The organism is Alcaligenes sp. Marseille-Q7550, from assembly GCF_965112015.1.
The window spans coordinates 1,845,048-1,863,597 of sequence record NZ_CBCOPU010000001.1 but is presented as its reverse complement, the minus strand read 5'-3'; the positions used below and the strand labels follow the sequence as shown (position 1 = coordinate 1,863,597).

Annotated in this window: 14 protein-coding genes; all 14 read right to left on the bottom strand. The window is 61.1% G+C overall.

The features are described 5' to 3' along the window. Positions 1-51: 51 nt before the first annotated feature. The gene (locus ACWPWO_RS08955; protein ID WP_454006094.1) at positions 52-2,247 is read right to left on the bottom strand and encodes a hypothetical protein; all 2,196 of its coding nucleotides are present in this window, start codon (positions 2,245-2,247) and stop codon (positions 52-54) included. A 74-nt stretch (positions 2,248-2,321) separates the two neighbouring features. Beyond that, positions 2,322-3,929, bottom strand: a complete 1,608-nt coding sequence (locus ACWPWO_RS08950) for a hypothetical protein (RefSeq protein ID WP_454006092.1) — start codon at positions 3,927-3,929, stop codon at positions 2,322-2,324. A gap of 379 nt (positions 3,930-4,308) precedes the next feature. Beyond that, the gene (locus tag ACWPWO_RS08945; RefSeq protein ID WP_454006090.1) at positions 4,309-4,779 is read right to left on the bottom strand and encodes a type III secretion system chaperone; all 471 of its coding nucleotides are present in this window, start codon (positions 4,777-4,779) and stop codon (positions 4,309-4,311) included. Between the two features lie 150 nt (positions 4,780-4,929). Beyond that, on the bottom strand, positions 4,930-5,778 hold the full coding sequence (locus ACWPWO_RS08940; RefSeq protein WP_454006088.1) for a hypothetical protein: 849 nt from the start codon (positions 5,776-5,778) through the stop codon (positions 4,930-4,932). Positions 5,779-5,788: 10 nt separating this feature from the next. After that, complete coding sequence (locus ACWPWO_RS08935; RefSeq protein ID WP_454006086.1) at positions 5,789-6,352, bottom strand: hypothetical protein; 564 nt, start codon at positions 6,350-6,352, stop codon at positions 5,789-5,791. 117 nt (positions 6,353-6,469) lie between these two features. After that, positions 6,470-8,404: a hypothetical protein gene (locus ACWPWO_RS08930; RefSeq protein WP_454006084.1), complete on the bottom strand. Its 1,935-nt coding sequence runs from the start codon at positions 8,402-8,404 to the stop codon at positions 6,470-6,472. Between the two features lie 299 nt (positions 8,405-8,703). Next, positions 8,704-9,666 carry a hypothetical protein gene (locus tag ACWPWO_RS08925; RefSeq protein WP_454006082.1) on the bottom strand — a complete coding sequence of 321 codons (963 nt, stop codon included), beginning with the start codon at positions 9,664-9,666 and terminating at the stop codon, positions 8,704-8,706. A gap of 74 nt (positions 9,667-9,740) precedes the next feature. After that, a complete protein-coding gene (locus tag ACWPWO_RS08920) occupies positions 9,741-10,232 on the bottom strand; it encodes a hypothetical protein (RefSeq protein ID WP_454006080.1) in 492 nt (163 codons plus the stop codon). 126 nt (positions 10,233-10,358) lie between these two features. Continuing rightward, a complete protein-coding gene (locus ACWPWO_RS08915) occupies positions 10,359-11,819 on the bottom strand; it encodes a hypothetical protein (protein WP_454006078.1) in 1,461 nt (486 codons plus the stop codon). Between the two features lie 96 nt (positions 11,820-11,915). After that, positions 11,916-14,129: a hypothetical protein gene (locus ACWPWO_RS08910; RefSeq protein ID WP_454006076.1), complete on the bottom strand. Its 2,214-nt coding sequence runs from the start codon at positions 14,127-14,129 to the stop codon at positions 11,916-11,918. Positions 14,130-14,866: 737 nt separating this feature from the next. Continuing rightward, entirely contained in the window at positions 14,867-15,445 is a 579-nt protein-coding gene (locus ACWPWO_RS08905) for a hypothetical protein (RefSeq protein ID WP_454006074.1), read from the bottom strand. Positions 15,446-15,468: 23 nt separating this feature from the next. After that, positions 15,469-15,936 (bottom strand): hypothetical protein, encoded by a 468-nt coding sequence (locus ACWPWO_RS08900; RefSeq protein WP_454006072.1) that lies wholly within the window; start codon positions 15,934-15,936, stop codon positions 15,469-15,471. Positions 15,937-16,173: 237 nt separating this feature from the next. After that, positions 16,174-18,099: a type III secretion system outer membrane ring subunit SctC gene (gene sctC / locus ACWPWO_RS08895; RefSeq protein WP_454006070.1), complete on the bottom strand. Its 1,926-nt coding sequence runs from the start codon at positions 18,097-18,099 to the stop codon at positions 16,174-16,176. A 48-nt stretch (positions 18,100-18,147) separates the two neighbouring features. Continuing rightward, positions 18,148-18,546, bottom strand: a complete 399-nt coding sequence (locus ACWPWO_RS08890; protein ID WP_454006069.1) for a CesT family type III secretion system chaperone — start codon at positions 18,544-18,546, stop codon at positions 18,148-18,150. Positions 18,547-18,550 lie beyond the last annotated feature (4 nt).

Here is an 18,550-nt window from a genome sequence, read left to right as displayed (position 1 = left end):
TCCGGCGCCATGGCCAGGATCCGGGGGACGTTGCAATATCGGAAATCAGCGTCAGCCCTGCTTCTGATGATGCGCCGCATCAGCAAGCAGCGCCTGGTGGATATGGATCAGCATTGCCGAGGCGTCACCAAATTCGACCGCCTCGATGTTCTCCATGGCCGCCAGGCACTCGTCCAGTTTTGCCGGTCGGGCCAAAAGCAAAAGCTCCTGCAAAATCTCCGCAGGCAGGGACGGAAGGCAGTTGTCCAGCATCTCATAAGCACGAGTGCCGTCCCAATCTCCTCTGACCAGGCTCGTGTTGGCATATACGTCCATATCCAGGCTTTCCAGTTGCCGCCTCAGCTGCCGTCCGTCAATGGGGCTGGCGGACAGCAGGCCGGCAATCTGTTTGAGAAACGCCGGCGCAAAATCCTCAGCCAATCGCTGAATCAAGGCCCTCCTGATCTGTTCCAACACGTGAGCTCCCCGGCCGCGCAACTCATCATCGTCAGGCAATGCCATGCTCAGCAATGCTTCACGGCCCATGTCGCTGCCCAGAGGGCCCATGCGCGCAAAAACGCGTTCCGTGGCGCTCAAGCTGCCGATACGCTTCAACAAGAACGCTGGCCCCATCCACAAGTCGGCCAGCTCGCTGTCCAACTGTCCGGCCAGCAACGATAGATCGTTTGCGGCTGCGTGCCGGCCATCCGTCATGGGCGCCGCGTCGCTCAGGCTGGCCAGCAGATTATCGACATGATGCCTATTCTGTTCGATATGAACCAAGCGGCCATGGATGCGATCCAGCAGGCCCGAGACTCCTTCCTGCTCGTCCGTGATGCCGGCCTTCAGCAAGGACGCCCGGCACTCATCCCGAGCCTCCTTGTGCGCCAGAGGCAGCAGAGCCTCCACCACATCCTCGGGCAAGGACAGGAGATGGCGATCCAGCTCGCCAATGAGCAGGCTGTCCAGCTTGCGCAATGATTCTTCCAGCTTGCGCCCATCTATTGAACGGGCGGTCAGCAATCCGGCAATCTGCGCCAAAGAGCCATGTGCGCTTTGAGCCCGTTGCGACTCCAAGGCGTCCATGATTTTATCCAGGGCGTCACGGGCAGGTCCTCTGTCCGCATCGATCTCGGCCAGCGCCGCCAGGCATTCCTCCACTGTGTCCCGGCGTCCCAGGATCAACAAGGACTTCAGCTGCTCCTCGGGCAAAGACGGCAGATAGCGGTCCAACACAATGCCGGCCGGCGAGCTACCCAACTTGAGCAGAGCCGCTTCCAGTTGCCGCCCGTCCATCGGACGGGCGGACAGCAGCTCGGCGATCTGCGCCAGAGGCGCCTGCACAGATCGGGTCAGGCGTGAATGCAGCGCCTGCGCAAATTGATCGAGTGCGTTGAAGGAAGATCCCTTGTCCGTCTTGGCCTCGCCCAGAGCGTATACCAATTCATCGCATTTTTCCGGCAAGCCCAGGGTAAGCAGCTCCTCCCACTGCTTCTTGGACAAGGGCCCGAAATAGATGTCCAGCGGATCGCTCTCATGCTTCAACGGGCTCGTCGCCAAGCTGGCCTTGAATTGCTCAAAGCCTTTGGCCATGCCTCTCAACGACTGCTGCAGCGTGTGCCGATCTACCGGCGTGTCGGACAGCAGCCTGGCGATCTGCCTGAAAGGCTCCTGCACGACTTTTCTCTCGAACCGCGAGCGCACGGCCAGCTTGATCTGCCTCAGCATTCCGTACGCCTGGCTACGCGACGGGCTATCGGGATCAGGCGAAACCTGATCCAGTATGGCGTCAACGTCATTCAATACCCCGCAACGCAAAGCAACAAGATCTGCATCGCTCAATTCGTCCAGATATCGGCTCAGGGCCTCCCGACCTCCCGGCAGGCTTGACAAGTCGCCGCCGGGCGTCTTGCACAATCGTTTCAGCTTTTGGCCGATCAGGGAGTGTTCCTTGGCAGCGCCTGCCGCGGCCGTCAGCCTGCCCAGCAGATCGCCGACGCGGCGGCTGTTTTCGCGGACCTGGACCAGTTGCGCGCGCCTGGCCCGCACCAGCGCGTGCGAAGAAGTGAGAAAAAACACCAGATTGGACAATGAACGGCGGATTTTCGACAACAGCACACCGATGCGGCTGGCACGTGCGGTGCCGCCCTGCCCAGGCTTGAACTGCAGGTTGCCGATGGCGCCCAGGGGACAAGTTCCCAGATCCTTGCGCTTCAACCCCCACTGCTGGTTCGTCAAGGCAGGAGGGCTGCAGGCTGAAATAGCCATGATCATCTTCCACAGAGAAATTGGATCCAGGCGCTGAAACCGGGGGCAGGGATCTGGGCGGCTCCATGCGCTGCCTAGACGGCTTGGCGGATGCGCTCTTGCTCCTGGCGCATGCTGCGGGTGATCAGCGACTGGTGAAGGAAATTCAACATGTCCATGGCGCGCTCAGCTTCCTTCGGCTTGACCTCGACCGCCGTAACCTCCTGCAACGCCGTCAGACAGTCGTTCCATTTTTCCTGTTGCGCCAGGACCAGAAGCGGCTGCAACTGCTCCCGAGGCAAAGACTGAAGGTAACCGTCCAGCATGTCGTAAGCGGGCCGGTCGTCCTCATTCCCCTTGGCCAGGCTCGTGGTCGCGGCCACGCCCCTGGCCAAGCTGATCAATTGCTCCTGCAGTTTCAGCCCATCCATTGGGTGAGCTGCTAGCAGTCCCGAAAGCTGTTCCAACGGCTCCTGCGCAAAATCCTCGATCAAGCGCCGGGTCAGGACCTTCCTGAGCTGATCCATCACCCTGGACGTCTGCTCGCGCATGACGCCGGTCCAATCGTGCTTCACTATCAGCACGTCGACTTCCCGGTTGCCCAATACCCCGTCACGCAGAGCCATCCGTTCAGCGCCATCCAATTTCTTCAAGTAGCTCGACAAGAACTCCTGCCCCAGCCACAGATTGGCCTCTTTGCGCGTCGACTCGATGCCTAGCCACCACAGGGCGTCGGAGATTTCGGACCAGTTCGTTTCATCGTCCAGCGGGGCCTTCAGGCAGTCCAGAAAATTGGCAACCTGAAGTCTGCGCTCCGCAATATCGCCCAGCCATTTGCGGATATTGCTCAACGTATCCTTGACATAGAGAATCTCGTGCTCATCGGCCTTGGTCAGCGCTCCCAGGCACTCATTCCATTTTTCCTGCTGCGTCAGGGTCAGCAATGCCTCCAGCTGCTTCTCGGTCAGGGACCGCAGAGAACGCTTGAGTGATCGGTCAAGCGGTGCGCTGCCCAGCTTGAGCAGGCATTCTTCGAATCTACGCCAATCCACTTGACGGGCGGACAGCAGCTCGGCCATCTGCGCCAGCGGCTCCTGCACGAATTTTTTCTCGCATCGCGATTGCAGGACCGCCGCCATTTCACCCAGCATTCTGGACGCCTGACTGCGCGCCTCGCCAGCCGGAATCTTGTCCAGTAGTGCTTTGCAGGCGTCCTTGTTGCCCAGGACCCCGTTGTGCAGTGCCTTGAGATCGGGGCCTTTCAGTTCATCCATGTAGGTGGACACGCAGTACTGCCACCCCGACAGATTGGCCAGGTCGCCCTGCGACCGATTGACCAGCTGCGCCAGCCCGTCGGCAATACTGGCCTGGGCCTTTTCGTCATTGGCGTGGGCCGTCATATTGCCCAGCAAATCACCGATGCGGCGGCTGTTGGCGCGAACTTGAGCCAAGTAGTCGCGCTGCGCCAGCCGCTCCGCGCCCACGCAGGTAAAACAAAATTTCATGTCTGCCCACAGCTTGGCAAACGAACGCCGCATATCCGACAACCTCACGCCGGCGCGGCTGGCGCGCGCCGTCCCGCCTTGCTCTGTCTTGAACTGCAGATTGCCGATGACACCCAAGGGAGAAGCTCCCAAGTCCTTGCGCTCCAGCGCAGGCAGGCAGGGCATCAGAAAACGGGGGCTGAGGGCTTGAGTAGCCATGGTGATTTTCCTCGAAGAAGTCAGGCGCGGAAGGCGAAACCGGGATCGGGAGCGCGACTCGTTCTTGTCGCAGAAACATCCACACCGCCGGAATGACACAATCGGCGCCAACCCAAGATCTAGGTAACCAAAGAACGCCCGGCGTTCCTCGGCCCACGAGTTCAGCACCCAATAGGCCCAGCCATATAAAAACCCCCGAAGCCTGGAGCGATGTCCAGTATTCGGGGGCTGCTCAATATCAGGGGTCTTTTACAGCCCAAACTCTCGTTTTACGCGGCTACGCTGGCGGTCTGCCCGGCAAAGGCTTGCGCATGCTTGCTCTGGCCAACTGCCAGATCCCAAGAGCGAGCCCAGCCATGACCATATCCCGAGGGAAAAATCAGACCCGAAGGCCAAAACCGGGATCAGGAAGGTTGCCCATTTCCGCCGCGGAAATGTCCATAGCGTCGTCAACCGGGGCGCCCGCCAGGCGCTGCTGCCAATCGAGGGCCAGAGGAACCATGGATTCCAGCATGGCGCGCAGCCTGGCCGTATCGGCATACGACAGCTCCAGACGCCGCGACAGGATGAGCTCTCCGGTGACCTCGTCCAGGCCCAGCGTGGCGCCGTCGGTGTCGTGACCGAACACGTTGGCCGCCAGCATGCGGCGGAACACGTCCTGGCGCGCGTCCGGGTCCGCCGGCGCCTGGCCAAGCACCACGTAACAGTGGATGGCATCGATCAGTGAATCATGTTCCAACTGCACGGTAGGCCCGGCTTCAAAGGCCAGCGCCAGCGTCCCCGCCTCGCTGAAAGCCAACGGGGTACCCGTTTCCTGACCGAACAGGGAAATCAAGCTGTTAGCGTCCATAGATCCTTCTCCTTTTTCGTAAATGGCCCAATCGCCGTCACCTCTCGGCTTGAGTAACGGACACGCACAGAACGTTCCCTGATTCGCGAATTCAGCGGCGGGTGTCTTGAGACGGCCTGAACCTTTTTTATGAAAGGAAGCATTTTCCGTTCAGGAGCCCCCTTGTCCGCGTGCCGGCTCCATCATGAGCAGGGCGACATCGTCCGCCAGCGGGTCATAAGCCACCCCGTAGTGTTCCCGCAAAGCTGAATAAAAGCTGCTGGACTGAATTCCCGCCGCAGGATTCAAGGCCATCCGGCTTACCAGTTCCACGTATAGATCGATATCCACGTCGGAAGAACCTTGTCCCGACAACAAATCCGACAGTTGCTGCGCCATTTCCCCGGCAATGCCGGCGAGCAGGTCTCGGGTCGTGACGATCTGCTGCATTGTTTCCACGCGGCGCCGTGTATAGCCCTGCTGGACAAGAAGTGTCTCCAGCCGGGACGCGATCCTGCCGAATATGCCTTCCAGTTCGGCAAGCTGGTCCATATGTACGATCGCATTGTGCAGGGTGAGGACCTGGGAAGGGGTGCGGGACAGCTCTTCCACCGCCAGCTCGCAGGTTCTTTTGACCATGGCGCGACGCTGCTCCGGACCCGGAGCGCCGCCGGCGAACTGCCCCAGGACCGTCAACCTCTGGACACGCTGCCACTCCAGGCCGGACAGGTCCCGCATTTGCCGTATGAGCGTCGGCATATCGACCGCGTCCCCGGCCAGCGTCCGGAGCACGCTCATCACATGCTCGACAGCTTGCCAGCTAAGGACCCCCACCCGGGCATGAGCAGCGTCGTCAGCCGCTTCCAGATCCAGCTCCAATCCCAAGGAGTGCAAATGTGACGCCCTGCGCAGGCAAGCAAACGTAAAATCATCCAGCCCGCGCAAGGAAGCGGCATTCAGCGGCCCCTCCGGGTTTTGCTCGGCATCGCGGAACAGGTCCAGGCTGCTGCTGGCCAGCATGCGCACATCCTCAGCCATTTCCTTGGGCAGCGGTCCGTAACCCCCCCCGACTTCTGTTCACCACAGTATCCAGTATGCATAGAGCCTTGGAAGCGCCCAGCCGATCCTGCGCATTCACCGCCTGGGCCATCCATGCCTGCAGCTCCCTCAACTCCGGCAGGGACTGTGCGCGGATCGTGCCCGCCAAGGAGGCGCGCAGGTGATCCAGCATGACGAAAGCCTGAATCTCCGATCCCTGATCGAGCAAGCGCAGAGTCTCTTGGAGCAAGTGCTGATCGGGGCCCGAAGGAGTCTCCAGGCCGTACAGCAGCATGCCGGTGCGGCTGATGTCCTGGCGAGCAAGATCCCGGATGACGCGCCGCAGGCTGGTTTGCGGAAACGCAGGATGGGCGGAAAACATCATGTTGGCCGATAGACCGTCTGTTCTCGGCCGGACGCCGGGACCGCCGCCGCGCGCCGTACCACCCTGCCCTGTGTTGAACTGCAGGTTGCCGACTGCCCTAACCGGACTGGATGCCCAATTTTGCTGCCGCCCGCCGTGGGCGCCCGTCTGGCTGGAGGGTAGAATAGTCATGGTGATTTTCCTTGAACCTGGCCCTGCCTGACTATGTCGCGAATGACACGGCTGACGCCAAACCGCATGGTCAAGATTTGGGTAACCAAGGAATATCGGGGGTTCCTTTCATTGCCATCAGAAACTGTGCCGGAACTGCGGCAGCCCGACGACGTCCAGCCGCTGGACATCCGATGACACATGCAAGGTGAAGCGCACCTCGGTCCAGATGGATCTGCCCGGAGGGATGCCTAAGACGACCCGCAAACCATCAGATTGCACGCCTCTGACCCTATCCGTCGCATAGGTTCTGAGTGTGGTCTCAAGGCGAAAACTGCCGTCTTCGTTTCGCACCACATCAAATGCCAGCGCTCCTTGGATCCCAGGGTCAATGTACGTACCGTCGTCCTGCCTGAAGGGATAACCCTCGCCCATGTGCAGCAAGCCGTCCCTTGCGACACGGAGCGTCCCTGCGAACGTCATCAGACGCGTCAGTCGTTCCACAGCCGGGCCTGCGACCTGAGTGAGGGCTTTCAATGCATGCCTCATGGTGCTGCGACGATCTTCCGCCTGCAAGTCGGCAGGCCATGTAAAACGTATCGCTTGGCCGTTCTCGCCGGTCCCCCGGACAGATAAAAGTATGTTGCCGCATCCGATGGCGTCATCATAAAAGGCCCTGTCCACGATAAACGCCCTGACTGCTCCGTTCATACGTAACAAGAGCGTCTGGGCGCTCCCGGACCCTGCCAAGGGCAGCATCCTCAGTCTAGACGCCATTCTTGCGCGTACCCAATCCGCCTCGGACAGGAAGAATTCGTTCGTCCCCCGGTCATAGGCCGCCCTGTATTGCTCACGCAAAGCTTGATGAAAGAGCGTGGACTGGGCTTCTGAGGCCGGTCTTGGGTTTCTCCGCATCATCGGATCCGCGTATGGGCCGATGCTCGCCCCGGAGGAACCAGCTGCCGACGTCAAAACCGTCAATCGCTTGTCGATTTCATGGATCATGCCGGCAAGCAAGTGCCGTGTCGTGACAAGCTTCTTCTTGATCTCCGTGCCGCCTTCTCCATAATCTTCCTGGTCCCGGGCGTTTTCCAGACTGGAGTGCACTGTGCCGAACATGCCTTCCAGATACTGCAGCAGGTCCATATGCCGCAACATATGGCGCTCAATGGAAACGTGATACGGGGCGCCGGATACTTGTCTCATCCCCAGCTTGCATATCCTGTAAGCCAGGTCCCGACGCTCACCCGGACTCGGACCACCACCTGCAAACTCTCCTAGATCCGCCAATTGCTGGACGCGCTGCAACTCCAGGCCGGACAGATGCCGCAACTCCCGTATCAACGTCGTCATGCAAGCCGTCTGAACGTCCAGCGACAGGAAAATGCTCTTCACGTACAGGGTGACGTTCCGGCTAAGCATTCCGACCCGACTGTGAGCGACTTCGCTGGCCGCGTGGAAGTCCAGCTCCAGTCCCAATGAGTGCAGGCTCGATGCCCGACGGAGATAAACAAAAGTAAAATCATCCAGCCTCTCCAGCGAGGCGAGATTCAGCCGGCCCTGCGGATTGTTCTCGGCATCCCGGAACAAGCCCAGGCTGCCTCTGACCAGTTCGCGCACGTCTCCAACCATCTCTTCGGGCAACTGTCCATAGATCTGCTGGGCCTTGTGCACCAGCGTGTGCAGATCATACAAAGCCCTGGAGGCGGCCAGCCTGTCCTGCGCATGCACCGCTTGAGCCAGCTTTACGCGAATTTGCCACAGCCCAGGCTGAACCCGTGCGAGAATCTCCTGCTCCCAGGGCCCATGCAGACGGAGCTGCCTGATGGCGGCCCGATGCTCCTGCGGATCCCAGGTGCTCTGCCTCGGGGCCGCCCCACCGCCCGGCGGCAACCCACCGGCGCGACGGCTGCCGTCGCCCGCCTGCTCCGGGAAGCCGTGCTGCGCCTGTACAGATGCAGGGCTTGCGAGAAATCCCAGGCTGATCGATGAACCGTCTGGTCGCGACAAGCCGCCAGGACCGCTGCCGCGTGCTGTACCGCCCTGCTCTGTGTTGAATTGCAGATTGCCCACGGCCCCATGGAGCCTGACGCCCGGCTCTGCGGTCGCCCGCTCTGGGCACCTGTCCGGCCAGGGGATTGAATATTCATGGTGATTTTCCTCAGGTTGGGCTCAGTTTGTCCATGCCGTGAGCGACGGGACTGACGCACACGCAAATGAACAAGGCGTGGGCAACCGAGGAATACCAAGCGTTCCTTTATCTCGCCGATGTTGTCGGGCGGCGCCTGCTCAGCTCGGACGTTCTGGAGCAGTTCCGATCGCGCAGTTGCGCACGTGAAGCTCGCAGTCCAGGCACTCGCGCAACGGTTGCGTTAGTGAAATTCGCGGTCCATGAACTCGCGCAACGGTTGCATCAGGATGGGGACGATGATTTCATTATCCCTGAACACGCGAAAATAAGCCGCCAGGGCCATGTGGGCGGCGTCCAGCTTTAAATCCAGGATGTGCAGCACGGCCTCCAACTGATCATCAGGCAAGGAATACAGATAAGCGCTCACCGCACGCCGGCCAGGCTGCAAGAGGACCAGTTCCTGATACAGTTCCCGAAGATTCAATTGCGGAGCCGACAGCAACGTGACGATCCGCGACATAGGCTCTCGCACCACTTCTTGAGCCACGCGCTGGTCCATGGCCCGCACCATCTGGATCAACACGCGGACCGCGCCGACCTTGAAGCGGGTTCGAACACGGTCCAGGATCTCGGCAAAGATTTCCTCGCGCAGCAGCCCGGGCCCGCCGTACAGGGCCAGGAGATCGGCGCGCTCCATTCTACCTACGCAGTTGGACAGGCACTCTTCCCCTCCCAGCAGCCAATTCAAATCGCCCCGCGACAACTTGCTGAGCCATGTCAGTTTGAAGGCGCTTAGCGTCATGGCGTGATCGTCGAACCGTGCGCGCAGCACATGAGCCAAAAAAGTGTCGATGTCTTGGCTGATGAGAGTGATCTCATCCTGGGTCGCTCGCACAGGCGCGCGGACGACGGCAAAGACCGCCTCGGCCAATGAAGCTCTCTGAGGCGGGAAGGCGCCGGCACGCCCGCCCTGCACCATGGTGCACGGCGCTGCGACGAACTGCAGGCTGCCAACGGCTCCTGCATGATTCGTTACTCGATTCCACTGCTGACCACTCTGGGCGCCCGTCCGGCTTAGGGGTTGAGCATTCAAAATGTCTTCCTCGAAAAAAGCCAGGCTCGCTCGCCCAATCCGACCCAAAAACGCGGCCCGAAGCTGCCGCAACCACAACCATGGCAGCCCGATCGGCACACGCGCCGCCATGAAAAAACTAGGTAACCGACCAGCGCCAGACGTTCCTTGGCCCATGGCTTGGGGCCCTGTGAAGAACTGCGGCCTCAAGGCCGGAGCGCGCCCGTTCGGCCATGGACGGCGGGGCCTGCATGAAGACGCGTCGGGTCCGGCACAATGTCGTTGACATCAAGATAAAGCCGGAACTGCGGCAGCCCGACGACTCTGACCCACCGGGCATCCGGCGCCACGTGCAAGGTGAAGTGCACCTCAGCCCAGTTGAGAGCGCGCGGATTCATGTTCACGATGACTGCCGCGCCGTCTGCCCGCGCACCCTTGACGCTACGGATACGAATGATTCTGAGCGTTGTCGCCAGGCGAAAACTCCAATCCTCGTTCTGCGCCACATCAAGTATCAACAAGCCGTCTCCCTCCGGCTGAACGACCGTGCCGTCATCCAGCCTGAAAGGCGAACCCCCGCCCATTTCCTGCAAGCTGTCCCTCAAGATGGCGGATATCCGCCCAAGGTCCATCAAGCGCGTCAGTGGTTCAGTCGACGAGCGCGCTACCCGGGCGAGCGCATCCAATGCATAGCCCATGGCACGCGGGCGTTCCCACTCCGATAGACCAGCAGGCCACACGAAACGAATGGCTTGACCGGCTTCGCCGACCCCTCGGACTGACAAACGAATGTTGCCGCGTTCAATAGCGGCTTCATGAAAGGCCTAGCCCACGGTAAACACCTTGCCCACTCCGCCCACCGTCAAGGTGAACGTCCGAGGAGCACGAGGACCGGCAAAAGGGAGCATTCTCAACCTCGGCACCATGGTGGCGCGAGCCGAATCCGTCACGGTCACCGCGGCTCTGCCTTGCGTCGGGTCATACGCTACTCCGTACTGTTCCCGCAAGGCCCGATAGATGGCATTGAATCGGGCGCTGGCATCCGGATCCAGGCTTGCCTGACTCTCCAGCTCCGGGTATTGCGCATTCAATGCCTCGACAAAGTCTTCATACGGCACATTCAGCGGCAGCTCATTCATCTCGTTCAGCAAGGTTGCGGCGGCCGGGCTCGGGATCATTCCTTGTATCGGTTCCACGTACAGGCGGATGTCCGTGTCTGAAGAAGCTCTTCCCGACAACAAGCCCAGCAGCCGCTGGTTCATTTCGTTGTTCATGCCGGAGAGCAGGTGCCGGGTGATGACCACCTGCCTCAAGGTCTCCGCGCCGCCGCTTCTATAGTCCTCCTGGTCAAGAACACTCTCCAACCCGGACGCGACCGCGCCGAAGATGCCTTCCATATCCATCAACAACATCATATGCCGCATCGCATTCTGCACGATGAGGGCCTGGCGGGACGTACGGAACAGTTCTTCCATTGCAAGCTGGCAGGTTCTCCGGGCCATGGCTCGACACTCATCCGGACCCGGACCGCCGCCGGCAAACTCCCCCAAGTCCCTCAATTGCTGGATGCGCTGCAGTTCCAAGCCGGACAGATGCCGCAACTGCGGCATGAGTACCGGTATATCGACCGCCTCCTCGGACACCGTCCGAAGCACCTCCATCATGTTCTCGACGGCTTGCCACCTAAGGGCAGCGACCTGAGCATGAGCGACCGCGCTGGCCGCTTGGCGGTCCAGCTCCAATCCCAGGAAGTGCAAGCTCGAAGCCCGCCGCAGATAGACAAACGAAAGATCATCCAGCCTCTCCAGTGAAGCGACGTTCAGCGGGCCTGCCGGGTTGCGCTGGAAATCCCGGAACAGATGTCGGCTGCCATTGATCAGCGCGCGCACATCCTCAGTCAACGCGTCGGGCAATGGCCCATAAGCCTGTCGGCTCCTGTCCACCAGAGCATTCAGATCATATAAGGCCCTGGCGGCGACGAGCCGATCCTGCGCGTCCGCCGCCTGAGTCAGTCTTGCCTGCAATTGCCGCAGCTCAGGCTGAGCCTGTGCGTGAATCGCGTTGCTCAACGAGGCGCGCAGGTGATCCAGCATGGTGAGGGCCTGGACCTCCGAGCCCGTGTCGATCAGGGACAGCGCCTCTCGGAGCACACGCTGATCTTCATCCGCCGGAGATGCCAGGCTATACAGAAGCATGCCTGCGTAACGGATGCTTTGGAAAGTCCGGCTCAAGGTGTTGCGCATCGCGCCGCCCGGCTCCATATTGAACTGCAGGTTGCCTCCCATGGAACCCGCGACCCGATTCTGCTACCGTCCGCCGAAGGCGCCCGTTTGATTTGGAACTTGGATATTCATGGTGATTGCCCTCGAAAGAAATCAGGTTCACACGCCGGCACCCGCAAACGGCGCGGCCTGTGCCATATAAAGACGCGTTGGGTCCGCCACCATGTCCTTGACATCGAAACAATGCCGGAACTGCGGCAGCCCGACGGTGTCGATCGACTGGCCGTTCTGTGACACGCGCATGGTGAAGTGCACCTCAACACGACTGGCAGTGTTCGGATTCATGTTGACGATGACAGCCGCGCCGCCTGGCCGCACCCCCTTGAAGCCACGGGTGCCATCGATTCCAAGTGTCGTCGCAAGATGGAAACTGCCGTCCTCGTTTTGCGCCACATCAAGCGCCAGCCACCCCTCGCCTTCCGGCAGAACGACCGTACCGTCATCCAGCCTGAAAGGCGACTCCCAGCCCATCCTCTGCAGGCCTTCCCTTACGGCGCGGGATATTTCCCAAAAATCCATCAAGCGCGTCAGTGGCGCAGCCGCCAAGGGCGCTATCCGAGCCAGTGCATCCAATGCAGCCCCCATGGCAACAGGGCGATCCCGCTCCGACACCTCAGCAGGGTATGTGTAACGTACAGGTCGGCCCTGCTCGTCAGCCCCTCGGACAGATAAACGGATGCCGCCTTCAAGAGCGGCTTGATGGAAAGCCTGGCCCACGGTAAATACCTTGTCCTCACCGTTCACAGGCAAGGTTAATGTCCGGGTGAGATGTGGACATGTCAAGGCAAGCGCCACCAGTGCAGGCAGCATTGTGGCGCGGGCCGAATCCGTCACGACCATGGCGACTGTGCCGGACGTCGAGTCATAGAGCACCCCATACTGATCCCGCAAAGCCCGATGCAGAGCAATGGACTGGGCTCTCGCGACCGGGTCCAGGTTGGCCTGCTGATTCATCAAGGCCCTGTAGCGAACCATAAACATTTCGACGGATTCATTGACCGACACATCCGGCCGTTGCGCGGTCATCTCGTTCAAAAGACTCGTGACGGCCGGGCTTGGGTTCAGCCGGTTCACCAGATCATCGTACAGAATGATATCTGCGCCGGGAGGCATCTTTGCCGTCACCAGATCCGACAGTTGCTCATCCATTTCACTGAACATGCCGGCCAGCAGATATCGGGTCACGGCGACCAGCTTTATGATGTCCCTGCCGCCGCCTCTGAAGCCCCCCGGTTCAAGAATGCTCCACAGACTTAACGCCAATTTGCCAAACAGGCCTTCCAAGCCCAGAAGCAGCTTCATATGCCGCATCGCATTGTGCATGATGGGAATCTGATCAGTGGTCCGGGACAGTTCCATCAGCGCCAGCTTGCACATATCCTGGGCCATGGCCCGACGCTCACTGTGGCTCAGGCCGCCGCCGACAAACTCTCCCAAATCCTTCAGTTGGTGGAAGCGCTGCAGCTCCACGCCGGACAGATCCCGCAGTTGCCGCATGAGCTCCAGCAGATTGACCTCCTCCGCGGCCAGCATCCGGATCAGGTCCGCCATATGGACGACGACTTGCCGGCTAAGGGCCTCGACTCGAATCTGAGCGGCTGCGCTGGCCGCATCCAGGTCCAGCTTCAATCCCAAGGCATGCAGGCTTGTCGCTCTGCGCAGAAAGCCGAGGGTAAAATCATCCAGCCTGAGCAGCGACACGATGCTCAGCCGGCCCTGCGGATTGCTCAGGGCATCACGAAACATGCTCAGGCAGCCATCGACCAGCATGCGCACATCCTCAAGCAGCGATTCAGGCAACCACCCATGAGCCTTACGGTTCGTCTCCACCAATATGCTCAGGTGGTATAGGGCCTTGGAGGCGGCGCGCCTGTCCTGTTCGTGCATGGCCTGGGCCAGCCTTGCTTGCAATTGCCGCAGTGCGGGCAAAGCTCGTATGTGGATCTCGCGCGCCCGGAACGCATGCAGTTGCTCCTGCAGGATGGCAGCCTGCTGCTCCTGCGGATTTCTGACATTGCCCGACGGAGCCGCCGGGTCGCCCCACGCCAAACCGCCGCCGCGGTGGCTGTTGTCACGTGCCTGCCCCAAGGCATCGCGCTGCGCCTGAGCTTGTGCAGACGCAGCAATGGCGGAAAATTCAAGGCTGGTCGAAGAGCCGCCTGTTCTCGGCAAACCACCGGGACCGCTGCCGCGCGTCGCGCCTCCCAGCTCCGCATTGAACTGCTGGTTGCCGCCGGCTCCCGCCGAATCCGATGACGGATTCGGCGGCTGTCCGCTCTGTGCACCTGTTTGGCTGGTGGTTTGAATGTTCATGGCGGTTCTCCTCAAGCTTGGCCCCGTCTGACCTCGTCGTGAACGGCGGGGCTGACGCGAAGGTGCATGATCAAGACTTGGGTAACCAGGGAATTCCGGGCGTTCCTTTGTCCGCAAGGTCTGCGCCTGGCGGGCTCGGCCATAAAAAAAGGTTCTTCGAAGAATTCCGGGGACTGACTTGCCAAGTCGATGCCGAACTGGATTTTTGAAGACGCCGTTCAAGGCGCGGGAAGAGCGGACGGGGCTGATGGCTTGCCGGCGCGGCGCGCCGGTGCCCTGGTCGGGGCGCCTGGCCGGGCGCGTCGTTAACTCCGGCGGGTTGCTCGCCTCCCAGGCGAGCAACAAGCGCCGCCGTCGAACAGAACGACGCTTGCACCCCGTCCCCGCGCCCCGCCTGCGGCAAGCCATCTGACCCGCTCCGTCCGCTCTTCCCGCGCCTTGAACGGCTCAAAATGCCGATGACATCGACCCGGCCACAGGCATCATTCATCAAGCAAAAAGCTCAGCGAGATGTGAGGTTGACACAGCTTGCGCGGACGTCCCGCCCCGGCCTGCCTCGCGAGAACCCGAGCTTCTTTCCGCTTGGCCCAAACGGCTCGTCAAACACGGAGGAATCCCCGGAACTCCTCGATGAACCTAAAAAAAACTCCCGCAGCCGGAAACGAGACCAGCTTGCGGGGGCGGTCCAGGCCTGGAACAGGCAAGGACCAGAACGCTTTCTCTTTGCCGCTTTGCGCTCAGGACGGCGAACCCGTCGTCAATTCCTTGACATCAAAACGGTGCCGGAACTGCGGCAATCCTTCAATCTTGATCAGGCGGGCGTCCGGCGACATATGCACGATGCATTGGACCTCAGCCCAGCTGACGGTGTCCGGGTTCATGCTGACGACCACCTCCCGGCCATCGGGACGTACTCCTCTGACTTCATTGAGATCAGCAAACGTGATCGCCGTCCAGATGCGGAAATCGCCATTCATGTCTTGCACCGGATCCAGGTTCAAGGACCCTTCGCCTCCCGGAGAGACAACCGTACCGTCATCCAGCTTGAATGGCGAATCCACGCCCATCTTCTGCAGGCCCATCAACACGGCCTCGCCTATTTCTTCAATGTCCAGCAGGCGGGTGAAGGATTCAAGCGCCGGCCGCGCCACCTGGTCCAGCGCATCCAGCCCCTCTGCCACGACCTGAATGTGTTCTTCCTCCCACATGTGAGCGGGCCACATGAAACATACAGCTTGGCCTGCGCTTCCAGCTCCGAGGAGAGAGAAAGAAAAGTTGGTGTTTTCAAGAATGCTCCCACGGGATATCTTGCTCACCGAAAACTCCTGGTCAGTGCCATTCACAGGGAGCAATATTTTTCAGCAGCGGCGCCCTGTCGGCGTAAAACCTCCTCCAGCACAGGCAACAGCTTTGCGCGCGCCGAGTCTTCTACGAGCACCGCGCCCGTAAACTTCACCGGGTCATAGTCCACCCCATATTGATCCCCCAATGCAGAATAAAAAGAATCAGGCAGGGACCGAGGCTCAATACGCACCTTCGTCGAACCCGACTGCTCGTTATGGTTGTGTATCACGCCGGCCATGCCGCGCAACAGGTACTGGGTCGTGCTAAGTTGGCCCACAACCGCCATATGACTCTCTTTATTGCCCTGCGCATCAGCAATATCTCCCATGACTTGTTCGATCCCGTAAAAACTGTCATGCAGGCCCAATAGCAGATCCATATTCCGCTTCACCTTGTCCACGATGAGGTCCTGGCCGTCGCGGAACAATTGCTTCACCGGCTGTTCACAGACATCCTGGGCCATGGCCAGACGGTCGTCCGCACCCGGTGGACCGAGGAACTGCCCCAAGCGCGCCAATTGCCGGGTACGCTGCCACTCCCTGCCGGCCGCGTCCCGCACTTGTCCGGCCTTGATTATAAATCTGCAAGTTAATTTTCCATCGAGCGGCCAGATTCGCCAGCGAAGGCCCCCGGGCCGTTCTGGCCGCAGTGGCTACGCACCAGTCACCCATGATTGCACAACGTTCCTTTTTTCCCTGGGTCAATCCCTCAACGGCCGGGTTTCGACGTCCAGCGCCCCTCCTTCGGTCAAAACCCGGGATGACGCATCGCTGGGCACATTCGCCTTGCCCAAGGCCACGGATTGTATGTAGGTGGCCCCGACGCGAACCGGACCGGACATCTTCGCCTCGGTCACGGCATCGAAGCGCACGCGCGTCTGCTGGCCCTGGATGAGATCCAGGTACTGGCCGGCAGACATGGGCCTGCCGTCGGAAGGCCAGGTGGCGCTGATGGCCGGCCCGGTATCGGCGGACTGGAGACGCGGCATGGTGACTGGATCGCCCTGGATGGAGACGACTCGCGGACGCAGCAGGAACAAACGCTCCCGGCGCTGAACCGTCTTGCTCTTGTTCGAAAAAAGCGCCCCCAGAAGCGGGATGTCTCCCAGCACGGGGACTTTTTCCGTCCGCTGGCTGTCCTGGCTGCTGTTGTAGCCGCCGATCAGCAGCGTCTGGCCGTCGCCCACGATGGCCAGCGTGCTGATATTGCTCTTGCGTACGGTCGGCAACTTGCCGATGGTCCGTTCCTCCTGGATACGACCGTCCTCGATATCGACGGTCAGTTCAACCCGGCGCTGGTCATGGCTACCTTCGATGTAACGAGGCGTCACCCGCAGCGAGGTCCCCACGGTGACGGGCGTCACCTCGGCAACGCGTTCACCCGTGGTCTGGATGAAGAACGTATCCGACAGGTCGATCAGCGCCCCCATATTGTCCGCCGTCAGAATCGACGGCTGCGACAGGATATTGGCCGCGCCCTTGGTTTCCAGGGCATGCAGGCGCGCCGCCAGGACATTGCTGACGGAAAGCGCGAACGTCCCCGGAGACAGGGTGCCCGGTGGCGTGCCGCCCAGGGGCAAGCCGTCGCTGGTGCTCAGGTTGAAGTCGCCGTAGCCGAAAGACGTCGTGCCGGCCCTCGCCCCCCAGGTGACGCCCAGTTCGCTGACATTGTCGGAATTCACGTCCACGATCATGGCCTCGATCTCGATCAGCGTATTGGGTACGTCCAGCTGCTCGATCAATTCCTTGTAGATAGGGATCCGATCCGGGATGTCCTGCACGATGATGGCATTGAGGCGTGCATCCGCCTCCACGCTCTGCTCGCGAAACCGCAGGCTGGAGCCAGACGCGCCCCGCTGAGGCGCAGCGCCGCCGGCGGCCGACGACGCCCCTGGGCCCTGGTCGCCGCCCGCGCCGTCCGACAGGGCGGTAAAAGCCGGCGGATTCTGGCGCAGCGGCGCCGCCACTGCCGACAAGGCCTCGCTGTTCGCCCCTCCCCCCGCTCCCAGGATCAAGTTGCGCAGCACGGTCGCCAGGCCCGGCGTCACGACGCTCTGGGATCGGTAGCTGACCTCCCGGTCGTTGACCGACGCATGCTTCAGGCGAAACACGGCCACCTGCTGATTGCCGCTTCCCAGGGGCAAGGCCTCGATCATTTTCTGGATCAACGAAACATAGGCGGGCGGCCCCGAGGCCAGCGCAATGCCCTGGTCGGACAAGTCGCCCCAGCCGAAGCGGGCATCCAGCACTCCCAATTGCATCAGGGCCTCGCGCAAGGCGCTGATGGAAGCGCCCGAGGCGCTGACCGATTTCGTCACCATGGCGCTGGCCGGACTGACGAACAGCGTACCGGCGTGGACGAACCAGTTGAATCCGTAGACCCCGCCCAGGCGATCCAGGAACTCGGAGGGCGTGGCCGTGTTGAACTTGCCGTTCACCGTGCCCGATACGCCCGGCGCCAGCTGCAGCGCCAGGCTGAACCCCCCCGCGAACTGCCGCAACACATCCTGCAGGTTTTCCTCCTGGGCATAATAACTATAGGGGGCGGCCGGCCAGTTGGGCGCCGCCTGAACCGTACCCGCCAGGCACAAGGCCAGGGCGCAAGCCGGAATCCATTGTTTCACCATCCTCTCCCCTGCGCGGCCTGAGCCGCGCCTTATCATTGTTTATGTTCTTTACGCGGCGCGCCGCACGACATGCGTCCAGAATGACAAGGCATTGGCGAAATGTCCGACCGCCTCGTCCACTTCCGCGGCGTCGGCATCCGGGCGAACCATTTCCTGCAACCACAAAGCATCTTCCTCCGGGTCGATCACGCAGGCCGAAGGCTGCCGGCTGAGCATGCCGGCCGCGTGGCTGCCTATATTGGCCAGGAAGCGATCGCGGACCAGGCCGGGCGGCGGCAAGGAACACAGGCGCGAGCTGATCGCCAGCCAGCCATTGCGGGCGCCGAGCAAATGAATGCGATATTTGTCATCAACCAGGATGGTCGCTCGGCCGTCGGGACGCATGGCGTCCTGAAGGCCGTGCTGGCTCACGTATCGAATGATCAGGGGATGGTATGCAACAGCCATGGGT

Excerpts from the sequence above, each read along its gene's own strand:
- ACWPWO_RS08955 (WP_454006094.1), bottom strand. The coding sequence starts at position 2,247 with ATGGCTATTTCAGCCTGCAGCCCTCCTGCCTTGACGAACCAGCAGTGG.
- ACWPWO_RS08950 (WP_454006092.1), bottom strand. The coding sequence starts at position 3,929 with ATGGCTACTCAAGCCCTCAGCCCCCGTTTTCTGATGCCCTGCCTGCCT.
- ACWPWO_RS08945 (WP_454006090.1), bottom strand. The coding sequence starts at position 4,779 with ATGGACGCTAACAGCTTGATTTCCCTGTTCGGTCAGGAAACGGGTACC.
- ACWPWO_RS08940 (WP_454006088.1), bottom strand. The coding sequence starts at position 5,778 with ATGCTGGCCAGCAGCAGCCTGGACCTGTTCCGCGATGCCGAGCAAAAC.
- ACWPWO_RS08935 (WP_454006086.1), bottom strand. The coding sequence starts at position 6,352 with ATGACTATTCTACCCTCCAGCCAGACGGGCGCCCACGGCGGGCGGCAG.
- ACWPWO_RS08925 (WP_454006082.1), bottom strand. The coding sequence starts at position 9,666 with ATGGCGGCGCGTGTGCCGATCGGGCTGCCATGGTTGTGGTTGCGGCAG.
- ACWPWO_RS08920 (WP_454006080.1), bottom strand. The coding sequence starts at position 10,232 with ATGGGCTATGCATTGGATGCGCTCGCCCGGGTAGCGCGCTCGTCGACT.
- ACWPWO_RS08915 (WP_454006078.1), bottom strand. The coding sequence starts at position 11,819 with ATGGGAGGCAACCTGCAGTTCAATATGGAGCCGGGCGGCGCGATGCGC.
- ACWPWO_RS08910 (WP_454006076.1), bottom strand. The coding sequence starts at position 14,129 with ATGAACATTCAAACCACCAGCCAAACAGGTGCACAGAGCGGACAGCCG.
- ACWPWO_RS08900 (WP_454006072.1), bottom strand. The coding sequence starts at position 15,936 with ATGGCCCAGGATGTCTGTGAACAGCCGGTGAAGCAATTGTTCCGCGAC.
- sctC (WP_454006070.1), bottom strand. The coding sequence starts at position 18,099 with ATGGTGAAACAATGGATTCCGGCTTGCGCCCTGGCCTTGTGCCTGGCG.
- ACWPWO_RS08890 (WP_454006069.1), bottom strand. The coding sequence starts at position 18,546 with ATGGCTGTTGCATACCATCCCCTGATCATTCGATACGTGAGCCAGCAC.